12 protein-coding genes are annotated in these 15,874 nt (G+C 63.4%); 7 read left to right on the plus strand and 5 right to left on the minus strand.

Annotated elements, in window-relative coordinates:
* Positions 1-210 precede the first annotated feature (210 nt).
* The 4 genes from QRN04_RS03115 (at position 211) to QRN04_RS03130 (ending at position 4,785) form a co-directional block, all read left to right on the plus strand.
* Positions 211-1,386: an ROK family transcriptional regulator gene (locus QRN04_RS03115; RefSeq protein ID WP_284974690.1), complete on the plus strand. Its 1,176-nt coding sequence runs from the start codon at positions 211-213 to the stop codon at positions 1,384-1,386.
* 149 nt (positions 1,387-1,535) lie between these two features.
* The gene (locus tag QRN04_RS03120) at positions 1,536-2,981 is read left to right on the plus strand and encodes an APC family permease (protein WP_284974691.1); all 1,446 of its coding nucleotides are present in this window, start codon (positions 1,536-1,538) and stop codon (positions 2,979-2,981) included.
* Positions 2,978-4,012 (plus strand): ROK family protein, encoded by a 1,035-nt coding sequence (locus QRN04_RS03125; protein WP_284974692.1) that lies wholly within the window; start codon positions 2,978-2,980, stop codon positions 4,010-4,012. Before QRN04_RS03120 ends, QRN04_RS03125 begins: the two co-directional genes overlap by 4 nt.
* A 5-nt stretch (positions 4,013-4,017) precedes the next feature.
* Positions 4,018-4,785: a glucosamine-6-phosphate deaminase gene (locus tag QRN04_RS03130; RefSeq protein ID WP_284974693.1), complete on the plus strand. Its 768-nt coding sequence runs from the start codon at positions 4,018-4,020 to the stop codon at positions 4,783-4,785.
* Positions 4,786-4,835: 50 nt separating this feature from the next.
* Here the strand turns inward: QRN04_RS03130 and QRN04_RS03135 are convergent, their stop codons facing one another.
* The 4 genes from QRN04_RS03135 to QRN04_RS03150 all read right to left on the minus strand — a co-directional run bounded on the left by QRN04_RS03135 (position 4,836) and on the right by QRN04_RS03150 (position 10,124).
* On the minus strand, positions 4,836-6,398 hold the full coding sequence (locus QRN04_RS03135) for a CehA/McbA family metallohydrolase (protein ID WP_284974694.1): 1,563 nt from the start codon (positions 6,396-6,398) through the stop codon (positions 4,836-4,838).
* Positions 6,399-6,498: 100 nt separating this feature from the next.
* A complete protein-coding gene (locus tag QRN04_RS03140) occupies positions 6,499-7,425 on the minus strand; it encodes a MaoC family dehydratase (RefSeq protein WP_284974695.1) in 927 nt (308 codons plus the stop codon).
* A complete protein-coding gene (locus QRN04_RS03145) occupies positions 7,422-8,762 on the minus strand; it encodes a 3-oxoacyl-ACP reductase (RefSeq protein ID WP_284974696.1) in 1,341 nt (446 codons plus the stop codon). Before QRN04_RS03145 ends, QRN04_RS03140 begins: the two co-directional genes overlap by 4 nt.
* A gap of 9 nt (positions 8,763-8,771) precedes the next feature.
* Positions 8,772-10,124 (minus strand): acetyl-CoA C-acetyltransferase, encoded by a 1,353-nt coding sequence (locus QRN04_RS03150; RefSeq protein ID WP_284974697.1) that lies wholly within the window; start codon positions 10,122-10,124, stop codon positions 8,772-8,774.
* A 131-nt stretch (positions 10,125-10,255) separates the two neighbouring features.
* Between QRN04_RS03150 and QRN04_RS03155 the strand changes: the two genes are divergently transcribed.
* Together QRN04_RS03155 and QRN04_RS03160 are read left to right on the plus strand one after the other, a co-directional pair.
* On the plus strand, positions 10,256-10,891 hold the full coding sequence (locus QRN04_RS03155; RefSeq protein WP_284974869.1) for a TetR/AcrR family transcriptional regulator: 636 nt from the start codon (positions 10,256-10,258) through the stop codon (positions 10,889-10,891).
* Between the two features lie 45 nt (positions 10,892-10,936).
* On the plus strand, positions 10,937-13,039 hold the full coding sequence (locus QRN04_RS03160) for an acyl-CoA dehydrogenase family protein (protein ID WP_284974698.1): 2,103 nt from the start codon (positions 10,937-10,939) through the stop codon (positions 13,037-13,039).
* Between the two features lie 88 nt (positions 13,040-13,127).
* On the opposite strand, the gene glgA is transcribed toward QRN04_RS03160, so the two are convergent.
* Entirely contained in the window at positions 13,128-14,324 is a 1,197-nt protein-coding gene (glgA, locus tag QRN04_RS03165; RefSeq protein WP_284974699.1) for a glycogen synthase, read from the minus strand.
* A 94-nt stretch (positions 14,325-14,418) separates the two neighbouring features.
* On the opposite strand from glgA, the gene glgC reads away from it, so the two are divergent.
* Complete coding sequence (gene glgC / locus QRN04_RS03170) at positions 14,419-15,831, plus strand: glucose-1-phosphate adenylyltransferase (RefSeq protein ID WP_284974870.1); 1,413 nt, start codon at positions 14,419-14,421, stop codon at positions 15,829-15,831.
* Positions 15,832-15,874 lie beyond the last annotated feature (43 nt).

Raw genomic sequence — 15,874 nt, forward strand, 5'->3', positions numbered from 1 at the left:
CAACCCGCACGCCTGTTTCTGTTTCCGCCCAAAGATTGCGGCACAACACGCTAGTAGTTGAGTCGCGGGCGGACAGCCCCGAGGTCCGCTGTTATTGTCGAGCAGGGCGGGAAGATCCCTCCCAGACAATGCGCCCGGCGGGGCACCGGCAGGGCCAATGACCGAGCTCCCTGCGCGCACTTCGCCGTCGAAAGTAATAAGGATGTCCAGGTGAATTCATTGGTCCAGGGTGTGCGGGCAACGGACCTGAAGCGCACGAACGAACGAGTCGTCCTCGATGACGTACGGATCGCGGGAAAGACCACGGCGCCTGAGATCGGTAAAAGGACCGGCCTATCCAAGCCGACTGTCGGCGCCGCCCTGCGGACGCTCCAGGCCGCGGGTTTCGTGAGCCCACAAGGCTTCAAGGAAGGTCGGTCCGGCCAGGCACCCCTCCTTTGGGCAGTGGACGAACACGCTGGTTTGGTCCTCTCCGGGGATATTGGAACGCAATGGGTCCGTTTGGGGCTGTGCACCCTGAGCGGGCGCCCACGCGGAGCCGTCCGGGAGCGATCGGAGTCGGGATCGGCCGAGGACGTCCTTCGTGCCCTGGACCGGGCCATCAGCCGCCTGCTGAAAGAAGCAGGCGCCGAACGGGATTCGGTGGTCTACTCCGTGCTCGGCAGTCCGGGCGTGGTGGACCCGGTGTCGGGCCGGCTGAGGCACGCGTCCAACCTCCCCGGGTGGGACGCCCCCTCGACGTTAGCTGCCCTCCAAGAGCTTTTCGGCCCCCATTTGCTGATCATGAAAGATGTCTATCTGGCCGCGCTCGGAGAGGCCCAGGCGAGGGCTGATAGCGGGACCAAGGACTTCGTGCTGCTCTCGGTGGGAGCCGGGGTGGGCGCGGCGGTGGTACTCGGGGGCCAGCCTATGCCGGGCGCTCACGGGCTTGCCGGGGAAATCGCGTTCCTGCCGTTGCGCGTGGACCCGGTCGAGTCGGGCGACCCATCCCCGCGTGGACCACTGGAAGAAGCCGCGTCCGTTGATGCATTGCTCTCTGCTGCAGACGCTGGTCACCGCTTCGCCGGGGTCCACGAACTGGTGCAGGCGACGAAACTCGGTGACCCCGCTGCCACACAAGCGCTGGCCGCCGAATCGCGGCTCATTGCCTATGCCCTGACGGCCCTCATCCTCGTCGTCGATCCCCCGCTGGTGGTCCTGACCGGGAGCATCGGCCTCCGAGGAGGCCCGGACTTGGCCGATGCCGTTCGCGACGACCTCACTCGGCTGCTCACAGTAAGCATCCCTCCGGTGGAGGTGAGCACGGCGGGTGAGGCAGCCACCCTGCACGGGGCGGAAACCAAGGCCATCGAGCTGGCGTGGGACACACTTGCCGCCGGCCTATAGCTCTCAGGGCAACTGAAGATTTTGGGCTGGAAACTTAATCTGGATTGACCCTTGACCGTGATTGGAAAACTGTTTTACGATTGATGAATCTTCTACGGCTTTCCGTCCCTCCTTGGGTACGGATTCAGCCCCATTCCTAAGGATTCACAATGGCGTCAATTCCTGCGCGCGCACCCCAGCTGCGCCGTCGTATCGGTTCCTTCCAAGCAACCGCGCTCAACATGTCACAGATGGTGGGTATCGGTCCCTTCATCACAATTCCTGCCATGATCGTTGCTTTCGGCGGTCCCCAGGCCGTGGTTGGCTGGATCGCCGGGGCAGTTTTGGCCTTGGCCGACGGGCTCATTTGGGCTGAGCTGGGAGCCGCAATGCCAGGCTCCGGCGGAACGTACGTTTACCTGCGGGAAGCCTTCAAGTACCGGACCGGACGCCTGATGCCCTTCCTCTTCGTATGGTCGGCCGTGCTGTTCATACCGCTCGTGATGTCCACCGGCGTGATCGGGTTCGTGCAGTACCTCGGGTACTTAGCACCGGGCATGGATGACGGGACGGGGACCCTCATTGGTTTGGCCCTCATCGTGATAATCACGGTGGTCCTCTGGCGCCGCATCGAGTCGCTGGGCAAACTCACCGTGGTCCTGTGGGCGGTCATGATCTTGACCGTCCTCACCGTCATCGCCGCTTGCGTCACGCATTTCAACCTTGCCCAGGTGATGGATTTCCCGGCCGGAGCCTTCGATATTACCTCCGGCGGGTTCTGGGTTTCCTTCGTCGCAGGCCTGACTATCGGCATCTACGACTACCTCGGTTACAACACGTCCTCGTACATGGGCGCGGAGGTCAAAAACGCAGGCCGGACCATCCCCCGTTCCGTCGTTTTCTCGGTGGTGGGAATCATGGTCATCTACCTCTTCATGCAGATCGGCGTCCTGGGCGTCGTGCGGTGGCAGGAAATGCTCGATACCAACTCCATGGCCTACCAATCGCTCGTTTCGCTGGTCCTGCAGCGGACCTGGGGCAGTGAAGTTGCCCTCGTTGTCACTGCCTTCATTCTCATCACGGCCTTCGCCTCCCTCATGGTCGGCCTGCTCGCCGGTTCACGCGTACCTTACGACGCGGCGAGGGACGGAGTCTTCTTCAAGGTCTTTGCCAAACTGCACCCCACCAAGGAATTTCCCGTGGCGGGTCTCGTCGCCATGGGCGTGATGACCGCCGTCGGCTTCCTCATCGGCAGGGCCACCAACATTGGTGCGCTCATTCAACTCCTTACGGCTGTCATGGTTCTGGTTCAAGCCCTCGGGCAAGTAGCTGCAGTCGCCGTCCTCCGCCGCCGGACCGACGTCGTCCGGCCTTACAAGATGTGGCTCTACCCGGCCCCGCTGATCGTCGCAGGGCTTGGTTGGCTGGTCATCTACTTCTACTCCGACATCAACGCTCCCGGCCTGCACCCCATCGAGCTGTCCCTCGCATGGGTGGCGGTCGGTGCGATCAGCTTCTTCATCTGGGCCAAGCGTGAAAAGACCTGGCCTTTCGGCCCGCTGCCGGTGGAAAAGAACGACGTCGACGAAGAAATCCGTTCGGGGATCAGCGCATGAGCGCCCATGGACGCAGCGCAGTGCCCTTGGCCGTGGGCATCGACATCGGCGGCACCAAGGTCAAGGTGTGCGCAGCCACCCTGGACGGCGCCATCCTGCATATTGCCGAGGCCAGCGGCCCCGCCGGTCGTGCCGCTTCGGACGTCATGAAGGACGTCAAAGCCTGCTTCGGCGTGGCGTTGGAGGTCTCGGCCCAGCTCCTTGGAGATGATGTGTGCGCCGGCGCTGTGGGGCTCGTTACCCCGGGCGTGGTGGGCGAAAACGGCGTCGGGCTTGTCCCCAACAATCCTGGGTTGGATGCAGCCGTTCCGTCCAAGACCATCGGTTCCGAGCTCGGGGTCGAGAACGTCGCATGGGCCAACGATGTCAAGGCCGCGGCGATGGCCGATTACCAATGGGGCGAGATGCGGGGCGCCCGTTGCGGCCTCTACATCAACGTCGGGACCGGCATTTCGGCGGGGGCCGTCATCGATGGCAAGCCACTGCTGGGTGCTAACGGCGCGGCGCTGGAAATCGGTTACTTGATTCCGGCGACAGCTACGCACCACCGCGGACACCGCAGCGGAATCGCACCCTTGGAAGATGCAGTTTCCGGGCGGGCACTCAGTGCCCGGGCACTGGAAGCGACCGGCCAACACCTCCCGGCCTCCACGGTCATTGCATCCGCAGGGGATCACGCGCAGGCCGCCTTAGCGGGGCTGGCCGAGGAATTCATCGACCAGATCACCCACGCTGTCTGCAACCTGGCGATCACCCTGGACCCTGACGTTATCTCGATCGGCGGCGGCGTATCCGCGGCCGGCGATGTTTTCATGCCGCGCCTGCGCGATGCCCTCAACGAATTCGTACCCTACCCCCCCGCTGTCACTGTGTCTCCGGCCGCGAATGACCTGTCGATGTTGGGCGGGCTCCTTCTCGCTTACAACAGCCTTCGGATCCCGGTCCCGACCGTGCAGGTCCCTTCCCCCGCCCTACGCGAGGCCGACGTCGTCGCGTCCGTCACATCACAGCCAGTTGAAGCTGGGGTATAAAGACCGTGCGAATCATTGTCGCTGAATCAGCAGCCGCACTCGGGCGTGCAGCAGCTATGCAGGTCTGGGCTCAGGTTCAGGCAGATCCCCACACTGTGCTGGGCGTGGCAACCGGATCTTCGCCGCTTCCGCTCTATCAATACCTGGCCGACCACCCTGGTCCGGACTTCGGCGCAGTCACATGTTTTGCCCTTGACGAGTACTTGGGTCTCCCGCCGGGCCACGAGCAGAGCTATGCCGGCTTTGTCCGCAAGCACATCAGTGACCCCCTGGCGATTCCTTCCGAACGCGTCCACGTGCCACAAGCGACCACGGACGACGCCGGAAGCGCCGGTGCGGAATACGAAGCCCGAATCCGGGCCGCGGGCGGAATCGACCTCCAGATCCTGGGGATCGGGCGGAACGGACACCTGGCGTTCAACGAGCCAGGGTCCCGCTTTAACTCGCGGACCCGCGTGGTCGCCCTGACCCAAGACAGCCGCGAAGCGAACTCCCGCTTCTTCCCTTCCCTTGACGACGTGCCGACCCACGCCATCACCCAAGGACTGGGAACCATACAAGAGGCGGGGCACCTCCTGCTCGTCGCAACAGGTCAGGACAAGGCGCAGGCGCTAAGCCATGCGCTCTTGGGACCCGTCACTGAAGAAATGCCGGCGTCCCTCCTCCAGCTGCACCCTAACGTCACGCTCGTCCTGGACGGGGCGGCGGCTTGCATGCTTCCGCTTGATGTCTTGGCGAAATACGCACCGCAAGCGTCCGCGGCGGCCCGCTAGTCCCCGTCCAGGACTTCCATGCGCGTGTGGCTTTGTCCGGCGCGAGTGGCCTACTTGGCCCCGAGGAAGATCGGGTTGGTCAACGCGGCCATGGGCCCGAGCAGCAGTGTAGTGCCCATGTTGGTTCCGTTGCTGGGGGTGCCGTCGGCCATGGGGTGGCGTACTTCGGCCCGGACATAGGCGGAGAGCTGCGGCGTGGTGACCCAGGTGTGGGTGCCTTGGCCGGAAGCCGGGAGCGTGACCTGCTGGGTCTGGCCCTCGTCGGTGATGATCCGGATGACGCCGTTGGGGACACCGCTGATGTTGATGGTCACGGTCACGGGGGTGTCGGCCTTGGCATCGAGCCGCTCCCCGACGGTTGCCTTCCGGCCCCCGCCGGCCACGGTGAGATCCAGGGAGATGTCGGCGGACTCCGCGATCCAGGTGCGGCCCTTCCGGATGCCTTCCAGAATGGCGTCATGGGAGAGCGCTGTTGCGTTGACCACATTGTGAGGCAACCCAATGACCTGTGGCTCACTGTGGGCGTCACTGTTGCCCATCGCCGGTATCCATCGGCCACCGTTGCGTATCGAAGTTGCGAGCATGGAGTCCCAGGTGTTGATGGCGTACTCGTCATCCGCGGTCCAGGGGCCGGTCCAAACCTCGACGGCGTCGGCATCGTCGTAGCCAAACTTCCAACGGCACGCGACGTAAGGGCAGTAGGGGTGGGCCGGGACTACAAGGCCGCCGGAAGCGTGGATGTGCTGCGCTTCCTGTTCGAAACCCTTATCGCGGGCACGGTAGCGCCAGTCGATCCAGTCCCCCGGTTCGATTCCCAGTGCCAGGTAGTGTCCGTTCCGGGTGGTCACTTCCTCGCCGGTGAGGATCAGCAGGTCATTCCCGGCCAGCGGTCCCCAGGCTCCGTGGGAGGCAGGGGTGTTGTGATCGGTGCTGATCATGAAATCGAGCTTCGCGGCCCGCGCGCCGGCGGCAACCTCAGCCGGGGTGCGTTTGCCGTCGGAGTAGATGGTGTGCAGGTGCGCGTCGCCCCTGTACCAGCCGGCGCCCTTGCCGTTGACCTGCTTTGGCGGGTACTGCGGGGAGAACGGGGTGCCGTCGGGCCCGTAGTCGAGGGTGACGTTGACGGTGTAGTCCATGCCCTGTTCCGCCACTTGGTAGGGCCCCAAGGCAATGTTCCACGTGCCCTTACCGACCGGACCCGGCAAGTAGCCGGGGGTGGCTTCGGCGGCGCTGATGAAAAACTCCGTGCGGAAGCCGCCGGACCAGCCGCGGAAACCCTTCCCGGCGAGGTCGGTGCCCTTCTGATCGAAGACGCCGATGTCGCAGGCGTTGGAGAGGAGACCAGGCGTAACCGTTGGCTTGCTGTAACTGTAGGACACACTGATCTTGTTGACGCCGGCAGGCACCTCAACCGGCAAGTACACAAAGTCGGCGGCACCTGGATCCAAGTGGCCGGTGATGGTTTTGGTCTTGCTGGTGCCTGTGTCGGCAGCGGCGAAGGACATCGGCGCCAAGGTCACTGCGGCGCCGGCAAGCGCGGCGGCGAGGAATCCGCGGCGGGAAGGGGACAGGAAAACACTCTCAGCCTCGTGGGCTTTACATGGTGAACTCACTCGCCCGAGTTTCACCACGCTCCCTGAACGGCAGGCTACGTGATGGGAAATATCATTTGAACTGTGGTGATCAATTGGGAGCCGGGTAGCACTTATGCTGTCAGTCCAGTGCCGCCACCCTGCCCGTGAAGTGCCGCCGGCCGCTGCGTGGGTTCCACGCGGTGTAGTCAGAGCGGGCCCATGCCCCGCTTCCTGACGGCGTCGTCGAGATATCGAGCGCCACCCGGGCCGGCAGGAAGACCGGGGCTTCAAACGCGACGTCCCAGTTGAACGCGTCACCCTTGGCGGGCCCGACGTCGGCGAGGGCGCGGGAGGCTAAATACATTCCGTGCGCGATGGATCCTCGCAGGCCAAGCGCCTTGGCGGACAGGACACTGAGATGGATTGGGTTGAAGTCCCCGGAAACAGCAGCGTAGCTTCGCCCGATATCCGGCCCGATCCGCCATAGGGCCGTGGGGTCTGGTGGAGTGAAATCCTCCCGCCCGGTGGCGGCCTGGTGGTTTCCGGACTTGTCGATTCCCGGAAGGAAGACACCCTTGGCAAGGTACGTGGACACGCCCCGCCACACAGTTGCCCCAGTGGCATGCAGCGTCACCTCTGCCACGACGTCGACTTGCGTGCCTGCCTTATGGCCGGTGAGATTCTCCGACCAGGCGCTGACGTCCAAGGACTTTGCGAAGTGGAGAGGGCTCTTCTGCTCTATCCGGTTTCGCAGATGGATCATCCCAAGAAGCGGTAGCGGGAAGTCGTCCCGGTTCATGACGCTCATGGATACCGGAAACGCCAGGGCATGGACAAAACCCGCCGGCAGGGTGTCGCTGGCGGACTCCCCCACCAGGTGTTGGTAGGCGGTCAAGTTGTCGACGTCGGCCCGAACGTTCCGGACGTGGTAGCTCACTGCCGGCAGCGCGGGCTCACCGGTCGATCCCCCGAGGATCCTCCGCCTCGCAGCCGTGGCTGCAGCATTGAGGTACAACTTGGACAATGAGGGCAGCTCGGTAAGGCCGATTTCCTGCAGGTTGCTCATGCTCCCACCAGTTGTTGCCCGCAAACGCGCAGCACTTCCCCGGAGATGCCCCCGGCAGCGTCGCTTGCCAGGAACGCGATAGCCTCCGCCACATCCTGCGGTAGGCCGCCTTGCTTGAGCGAGTTCAGCCGGCGGGCTGCTTCACGGATGGCCAGCGGCATCCGGGCCGTCATTTCGGTTTCGATGAAGCCCGGGGCTACAGCATTAATCGTCCCGTGGAACGGCTGCATCAACGCCGCCGTGGACCTGACCATGCCGATCACGCCGCCCTTGGACGCTCCGTAGTTTGTCTGCCCACGGTTCCCGGCGATGCCGCTCGTGGACGCCACAGAAACAATTCGCGGAGAGTCCCGGAAATGCTCCGATCGGAGCAGTGCTTCATTGATGCGCAGCTGGGCAGCGATGTTTACGGCGATCACCGAATTCCATCGCGCCTCGTCCATGTTGGCCAGGAGCCTGTCACGGGTGATGCCGGCATTGTGCACCACAATGTCCAGGCGCCCATGTCGTTCCACAGCGTGCTCGATAATCCGGTGCCCGGCGTCGTCATTGCTGATATCCAGCTGGAGCGCCGTCCCCCGGACCTCATTGGCTACAGAGGCAAGATGGTCCCCCGCCGCTGGGATGTCCACGGCCACGATCTTAGCTCCGTCGCGGTGGAGGGTCCGGGCGATCGCCGCACCAATTCCACGGGCAGCACCTGTCACCACGGCCACCTTGCCGGCCAGCGGCTTCTCCGTTTCCGCAGGCATGCTCCCCGACGCGGACGCAACGGTCAGGAACTGCCCATCCACATAGGCCGATCGCCCCGAGAGGAAGAAACGCAAGGCACCCAGGGCCGAGGGACTGGTCGTTGCCAATTCCTCGGCGAGGAGGATGCCGTTGGCGGTGGCACCGGACCGCAATTCTTTGGCCAACGAGCGGAGCATCCCGTCCACGCCCTGGCGAGCTGCCGCGATCGACGGCGACGACGCTGAAAGTGGCGTTCTGGAAATGGTGATCACGCGTGCGTTCGCCGCAAGATCCCGCATGGATCCCCCCGCCGTCAGCACTGGCTTGCCCAGGTCACCCGGGTGCTGCAAGGCATCGAGCACGAGCACTATTGCGCCGAGCTTTTCCCGCGGCAGTGCGTTGCGGCGTACATCGAGCCCCCAACCGAGGAGGGCGGTAGCGACGTCGTCGGCGCCTGCGCTGTCACCGCTGACGAGGACCGGACCGGTGATAAGCGGGGCCCCTGGTTCGTAGCGCCGGAGGACCACGGGCTGCGGCAGGCCCAGCCGTCTCGCAACATCCTTACCCAGTCCACGGCTGACCATCTGCGTGTATTTGTCTGTCACTGTCCCCCCCTATGCTGATTCCAAGATTGCAACTACGCCTTGGCCGCCCGCAGCACAGACTGAGATGAGCCCCCGCGTTGGCTTTCCTTCGGCGAGCGCTTTTTCATGCAGCATCTTTGCCAAAGAAGCCACGATCCTGCCACCGGTGGCGGCAAAGGGGTGTCCGGCGGCAAGGGAGGAACCGTTGACGTTGAGCTTGGCCCGGTCCACCTTTCCCAACGCGCCCGGCAGGCCAAGCCGGGTACGGCCGAACTCTTCGTCTTCCCAAGCGGCCAAGGTACTGAGCACCGTTCCAGCGAAGGCTTCGTGGATCTCGAAGAAGTCGATGTCCTCGAATGTCAGTCCTTGGCGCGCCAGCAGGCGCGGCACCGCGAACACGGGTGCCATGAGGAGGCCATCCTTGCCGTGGACGAAGTCGACGGCAGCCGCCTCACCATCCACCACGGTGGCAAGTTTGGGCAAGCCGCGGCTGTTTGCCCACTCTTCGGACGCCAGCAGGACGGTGGCGGCACCGTCAGTGAGCGGCGTTGAGTTTCCTGCTGTCATGGTGGCCTCGGAGCCGAGGCTCTTACCGAAAACGGGCTTCAAGGAGGCCAACTTTTCCAGCGAGGTGTCGGCGCGGAGGTTGGAGTCCCGGTTCAGGCCCCGGTACGGGGTGAGGAGGTCATCGAAGAACCCCCTCTGGTAGGCGGCTGCGAGGTTGCGGTGGCTGTTGTAGGCAAGCTCATCCTGGGCCTCGCGGGTGACTTTCCACTGGGCGGTGGTCAGCGCCTGGTGTTCACCCATGGACAACCCGGTCCGCGGTTCGCCGGTATTCGGCGCATCGGGAACGAGATCCTTGGGACGGATCCGGCTGATGACCTTGAGCTTTTGCGCTGGCGTCTTGGCGCGGTTCAGGTCAAGGAGGATGTCCCGGAGGCCTTCGCTGACCGCAATGGGAGCATCGGAGGTGGAGTCCACACCACCGGCAATTCCGGAGTCGATCTGGCCGAGCCTGATCTTGTTGGACAGGCCCAGCACTGTTTCAAGTCCCGTGGCGCACGCCTGCTGCAGATCATAGGCGGGAGTTTCCGGGGCCAGTGAGGAGCCCAGCACAGCCTCGCGGGTGAGATTGAAGTCGCGGGAATGCTTCAAGACGGCGCCGGCGGCAACCTCTCCGATCCGCTCATCTTGGAGCCCGAACCGTGCGATCAAGCCTTCAAGGGCGGCCGTGAGCATGTCTTGGTTGGAGGACTTCACGTAGGCACCTCCTGTGCGGGCAAAGGGGATCCTGTTGCCACCCACGATGAACGCCCGACGAGTTGTTCCTGGCGCGTGCTTCGCCTGTCGATCTCCTCCGGTGGTCATGTCCGCTGCAGCCATGGATGTCTCCTTCGATCGAATGCCAGTTACTGATACCCAGCGTACCTGATACGCTGGGTATCGTGAACAGCCAATCCCCGGAAGCAGCCACCCTGCCGGACCGCGCGGACACCAATGAGCCAATCCCAGGAATGGATGGTCGGTCCGCTCGCTGGCAATCTCATCGCGAAGAGCGGCGTCGGGAACTTATCAAGGCAGCACGGAAAGCGGTGCACCGGTTCGGCAGCGATGCCTCCATGGAGGACATCGCTGGAGCAGCGGGGACGTCCAAGTCGGTCTTCTATCGTTATTTCGGGGACAAAGCGGGGCTGCAGCAAGCTATGGGCGAGCTCGTCCTTGGCCAGATGCAGCGGCGCATGCAGGAAGCCGCCCAGCTTGCGCAAACGCCCCGTGAAGGCTTGTTCGCAATGGTCTCCGCGTACCTCCAGATGGCCGATTCGAGCCCCAACGTCTACGCGTTCATTACCCGACCCAGCCCGGGAGACGCGTCCAGCCAGGACGCCATTGCCGCATCCGGGGCACTGGGCAACTTCTTTGAGCAGGTCAGCGACATGATTGCCACGCCCATGCGGGAATTTCTCGGACCAGAGAAGGAAGCCGTCATTGTTTACTGGCCCACCGCTGCCATCGGGCTGGTCAGGAACGCGGGCGAGATGTGGCTTGGGAGCCCGGCCAGCCCAGCCAAGCCGGACCAAGCCACCATGGCCGCGCGAATTACGGACTGGTTATGCCTGGGCATCGCCCCTGAACTCAAAACCACCACCTGATACCAGTAACGACCCATCAGTCGTCGGACCAAAGAAGGAATCAACATGACTGAAGTAGTGGACAGAGCCGCATCGCAGCATCAGCCCTCGGGCAAGGGCGTTGACGCCTCCTCCGGCGCGGAACCCGTGGTGGATGTAGCTGCGCTGGGCGAACAGCTCCTGGGCAAGTGGGCACACATCCGGCGCGAAGCCCGTGAAGTGGCGGGCAACCCGTCCGTGCAGAAAATTGAAGGCCTATCCCACACCGAGCACCGGGCCCGGGTCTTCGAGCAGTTGAAGATTCTCGTCGACAACAACGCAGTCCACCGAGCCTTTCCCTCCCGCCTGGGTGGCTCGGACGACCACGGCGGAAACATCGCCGGCTTTGAGGAAATCGTTACGGCCGACCCCTCCCTCCAAATCAAGGCAGGCGTCCAGTGGGGTCTCTTTGGCTCCGCCGTCATGCACCTCGGAACCAAGGAACACCAGGACAAATGGTTGCCGGGCATCATGAGCCTGGAGATCCCCGGTTGCTTTGCCATGACCGAAACGGGACATGGGTCCGACGTCGCCAGCATCGCCACCACGGCCACGTACCACCCGGAGAGCCAGGAATTCGTTGTCAACACACCGTTCCGCGCAGCGTGGAAGGACTACATTGGCAACGCTGCAACGGATGGCCTGGCCGCCGTCGTCTTTGCGCAGTTGATCACCAAGAACGTCAACCACGGCGTCCATGCTTTCTATGTTGAGCTCCGGGATCCGGCCACGAAGGAATTCCTCCCAGGCATCGGCGGCGAGGACGATGGGATCAAGGGTGGCCTGAACGGCATCGATAACGGCCGACTTCACTTCACGAACGTCCGGATCCCCCGCACTAACCTCTTGAACCGCTACGGTGACGTAGCCGCGGACGGCACCTACTCCTCCCCTATCCAGAGCCCGGGCCGCCGCTTCTTCACGATGCTGGGAACCTTGGTCCAAGGACGTGTCTCGTTGGACGGGGCAGCAGTCGCCGCGAGCAAGGTGGCCCTCAAGGCCGCCATCCAGTACGCCACGGAGCGCCGCCAGTTCAATGCGTCATCTCCCACGGACGAGGAAGTCCTGCTGGACTACCAGCGGCACCAGCGCCGGCTGTTCACCCGTTTGGCGACCACCTACGCAGCCAGCTTTGCCCACGAACAATTGCTGCAGAAGTTCGATGACGTGTTCTCCGGCGCCCACGACTCCGACGCCGACCGCCAGGACCTTGAGACGCTGGCGGCGGCGCTCAAGCCGCTCAGCACCTGGCACGCCCTCGACACGCTGCAGGAATGCCGCGAAGCCTGTGGTGGCGCCGGCTTCCTGATCGAAAACCGCTTTGCGTCGCTGCGCGCCGATCTGGACGTCTACGTCACTTTCGAGGGCGACAACACTGTTCTGCTGCAGTTGGTGGCCAAGCGTCTCCTGGCTGACTACGCCAAAGAATTCCGCGGCGCCGATTTCGGCGTCCTTGCCCGCTACGTGGTGGACCAGGCCGCCGGAGTGGCCCTGCACCGGACGGGGCTGCGGCAGGTGGCCCAGTTCGTCGCCGATACCGGTTCCGTCCAGAAGGCCGCGCTGGCGTTGCGCGATGAGGAAGGCCAGCGGACTCTGCTCACTGACCGGGTGCAGTCCATGGTGGCCGAGGTCGGTGCGGCACTGAAGGGCGCCAACAAACTGCCTCAACACCAGGCTGCCGCGCTCTTCAACCAGCACCAGAACGAACTCATCGAAGCGGCGAACGCCCATGCCGAGCTCTTGCAATGGGAAGCGTTCACCGAGGCGCTGGGCGAGGTCACGGACGAAGGCACCAAGCGCGTCCTGACGTGGTTGCGTGATCTCTTCGGATTGTCGCTCATTGAGAAGCACCTGTCCTGGTATCTCATGAACGGCCGGCTCTCTATGCAGCGCGGCCGGACGGTGGGTGCCTACATCAACCGTTTGCTGGTCAAAATACGGCCTCATGCCTTGGACTTGGTGGACGCTTTCGGATACGGCCCGGAGCATCTGCGAGCTTTGATCGCCACCGGGGCAGAGTCCGTCCGGCAGGACGAAGCTGCCAAATATTTCAGGGAACAGCGCGCCAGCGGCAGTGCGCCGGCGGATGAGAAAGCCTTGCTGGCATTGAAGGCCGCCAGGTCCCGTTAGGAGCCGCGCGCAGGAGACCAACGACGGCGCCGTCCCCACTCTGGGGGCGGCGCCGTCGAACGCGGTCTGCTGTTTGGGACGCTAGAGGTCAGCGCAAGACTGAACGGTAGACCTCGAGCGTCGCCTCGGTAATGGACTCCCAGGAAAAGTGTTCTTCGGCCCGACGTCGGCCTGCGATGCCCATCTGGCGGGCGCGGGGCGGATCGGCCACTACCTCGTTCAACGCAGCGGCGAAATCACTGACGAACTTTTCCGGATCGAGCGGAGTACCCGTTCCGTCCGTCACCTGCTCCAGTTGGACCAGCAGGCCCGTTTCTCCGTGTTGGACCACCTCCGGAATGCCGCCCGTGGCGCTGGCCACAACGGCTGCACCACACGCCATCGCTTCGAGGTTGACGATCCCCAAGGGCTCATAGATGGAGGGGCAGGCAAAGGCCGTGGCATGGCTGAGGACCTGGATCAGCTCCCGGCGTGGGAGCATCCGCTCGATCAGGACCACGCCCTGGCGCTTGGCCTGAAGATCTTCGATCAGGCGTGCGGTCTCAGCGGCGAGTTCCGGAGTGTCGGCAGCGCCCAAGCAGAGGACCAGTTGCACGTCGTCCGGCAGGCTTGAAGCTGCCCGCAACAAGTACGGAACACCCTTTTGGCGGGTGTTGCGCCCCACGAACACCACACTGGGCTTGTCCGGATCGATCCCAAGAGCGCGGATCGCATCGACTTCTTCGTCCCGTTCCCACAAGGAAACGTCAATCCCGTTGTGCACCACCTTGACCTTGTCCGGGTCCACGTTCGGATAGCTGCGGAGGATGTCTTTCCGCATCCCGTCCGAAACAGCAATGATGGCGTCGGCGGCTTCGTAGGCGGTTTTTTCGACCCATGAAGACAGGGCGTAGCCGCCGCCGAGCTGTTCAGCCTTCCACGGGCGGAGCGGCTCAAGGCTGTGGGCGCTCAGCACGTGGGGAATGCCATGGAGCAAGGAAGCCAAGTGGCCTGCCATGTTCGCATACCACGTATGCGAGTGCACAAGGTCCGCTCCCGCAATGTCCGGAACGATCCTCAGGTCCACGCCGAGCGTCTGGATGGCCGGGTTGGCTCCGCCGAGCTCATCCGGGGTCGCATAGGACTCAACCGATGCCCCGTGGTAGTCGGAATCACGGGGCGAACCGAACGCCCGCACATGGAGTTCGACGTGCTTCGCAAGCACGCGGCTGAGCTCGGCAACATGGACGCCGGCACCGCCATATATTTCCGGAGGGAACTCTTTAGTCACAATGTCTATTCGCACGCTAACCAACGTAGTCGTTCCCGCGTATGTGTTCTAGTGTGAAAGAGTCCGGAAAATCGGACTTTTGGGGGAATACGAAGACGTACGGGGAGCTGTGACCATGGCGTTGAAGAAAGTTTTGGCAATCGTATTGGCAGGCGGGGAAGGCAACCGCCTCATGCCGCTGACAGCGGACCGGGCCAAACCCGCGGTTCCGTTTGCCGGCGGTTACAGGTTAATTGACTTTGCACTATCCAACCTCGTTAATTCGGGATACCTGAAAATTGTTGTGCTCACGCAGTACAAATCCCATAGCTTGGACCGCCACATCTCAGAGACGTGGCGGATGTCGACGCAATTGGGCCGGTACGTAGCCTCCGTTCCGGCGCAGCAACGCGTGGGCAAGAGTTGGTTCCTGGGGAGTGCGAACGCTATCTACCAGTCCTTGAACCTCATTCACGACGACGCTCCCGACATCGTGGTTGTGGTCGGTGCTGACCACGTTTATCGCATGGACTTCTCCCAGATGGTGGAACAACACATCGCCAGCGGCGCCAAGGCCACGGTGGCAGCGGTCCGCCAGCCCCTGAACATGGCTGACCAGTTCGGTGTGATCGAAGTGGACCAGAATGATCCGCAAAAAATCGCCGCTTTCGTGGAAAAGCCCTCCAGCACCCCCGGGTTGGCAGCTGACCCCACTCAATTCCTGGCTTCCATGGGGAACTACGTCTTCAACGCCGACGCCCTCGTTGATGCCTTGCATGTGGACGCAGAGCGGCTCGACACCAAGCACGACATGGGTGGGGACATCATTCCGTACTTCGTGGACCAAGGCGAAGCCGGCGTCTACGACTTCACGCTGAACGACATCCCAGGCGCCACAGATCGCGACCGGACGTACTGGCGCGACGTCGGTACTATCGATTCGTTCTACGACGCCCACATGGACCTCATCTCGCCGGTGCCGGTGTTCAACCTGTATAACTCCGAGTGGCCCATCTACACCCGCCAGAGCATTTCACCGCCGGCCAAGTTCGTCCGAGGCGGCAACAACACGGTGGGTACCGCCTTGGATTCCATCGTGGCCAGCGGCGTGGTTATTTCCGGTGGCATCGTTGAAGGCTCGGTGCTTTCCAACGACGCGTATGTTGCCGCGGGGAGCCGTGTCCAGGATTCGGTCCTGATGGATAAGGTCCGTGTGGGCGAGGGCGCAGTCATCAAGCGGGCCATTCTGGATAAGAACGTCCAGGTTCCTGCCGGGGCTGCCATCGGACTGGACCCGGAGCTGGATAGGGCCCGCGGATACAAAGTCACCGAGTCCGGAATCACAGTGCTGGCCAAGGGACAGATGGTTCCGGAGCCCGGCGAAGCTGAACTTGCCCTTTCCGCCCAGCATCGCCGCAGCCTTCCGGAGGCGGTCAAGGCAGCAACACATGACGATCCCGATATCCGCGACTCCGCCGAAAAGGTCGCTGCCGGAATTCAAGCCCGCGTACCGGATGTTGCCCGGCAAGGAGTCGTCAACTAGGTAGCAGGCGCCGGGCGGTCACCGCGGCCCCCGGGGCAGGCCG

The organism is Arthrobacter sp. efr-133-TYG-104, from assembly GCF_030208915.1.
GTDB lineage: Bacteria > Actinomycetota > Actinomycetes > Actinomycetales > Micrococcaceae > Arthrobacter.

Excerpts from the sequence above, each read along its gene's own strand:
- QRN04_RS03125 (WP_284974692.1), top strand. The coding sequence starts at position 2,978 with ATGAGCGCCCATGGACGCAGCGCAGTGCCCTTGGCCGTGGGCATCGAC.
- QRN04_RS03155 (WP_284974869.1), top strand. The coding sequence starts at position 10,256 with ATGGATGGTCGGTCCGCTCGCTGGCAATCTCATCGCGAAGAGCGGCGT.
- QRN04_RS03160 (WP_284974698.1), top strand. The coding sequence starts at position 10,937 with ATGACTGAAGTAGTGGACAGAGCCGCATCGCAGCATCAGCCCTCGGGC.
- QRN04_RS03150 (WP_284974697.1), bottom strand. The coding sequence starts at position 10,124 with ATGGCTGCAGCGGACATGACCACCGGAGGAGATCGACAGGCGAAGCAC.
- QRN04_RS03120 (WP_284974691.1), top strand. The coding sequence starts at position 1,536 with ATGGCGTCAATTCCTGCGCGCGCACCCCAGCTGCGCCGTCGTATCGGT.
- QRN04_RS03140 (WP_284974695.1), bottom strand. The coding sequence starts at position 7,425 with ATGAGCAACCTGCAGGAAATCGGCCTTACCGAGCTGCCCTCATTGTCC.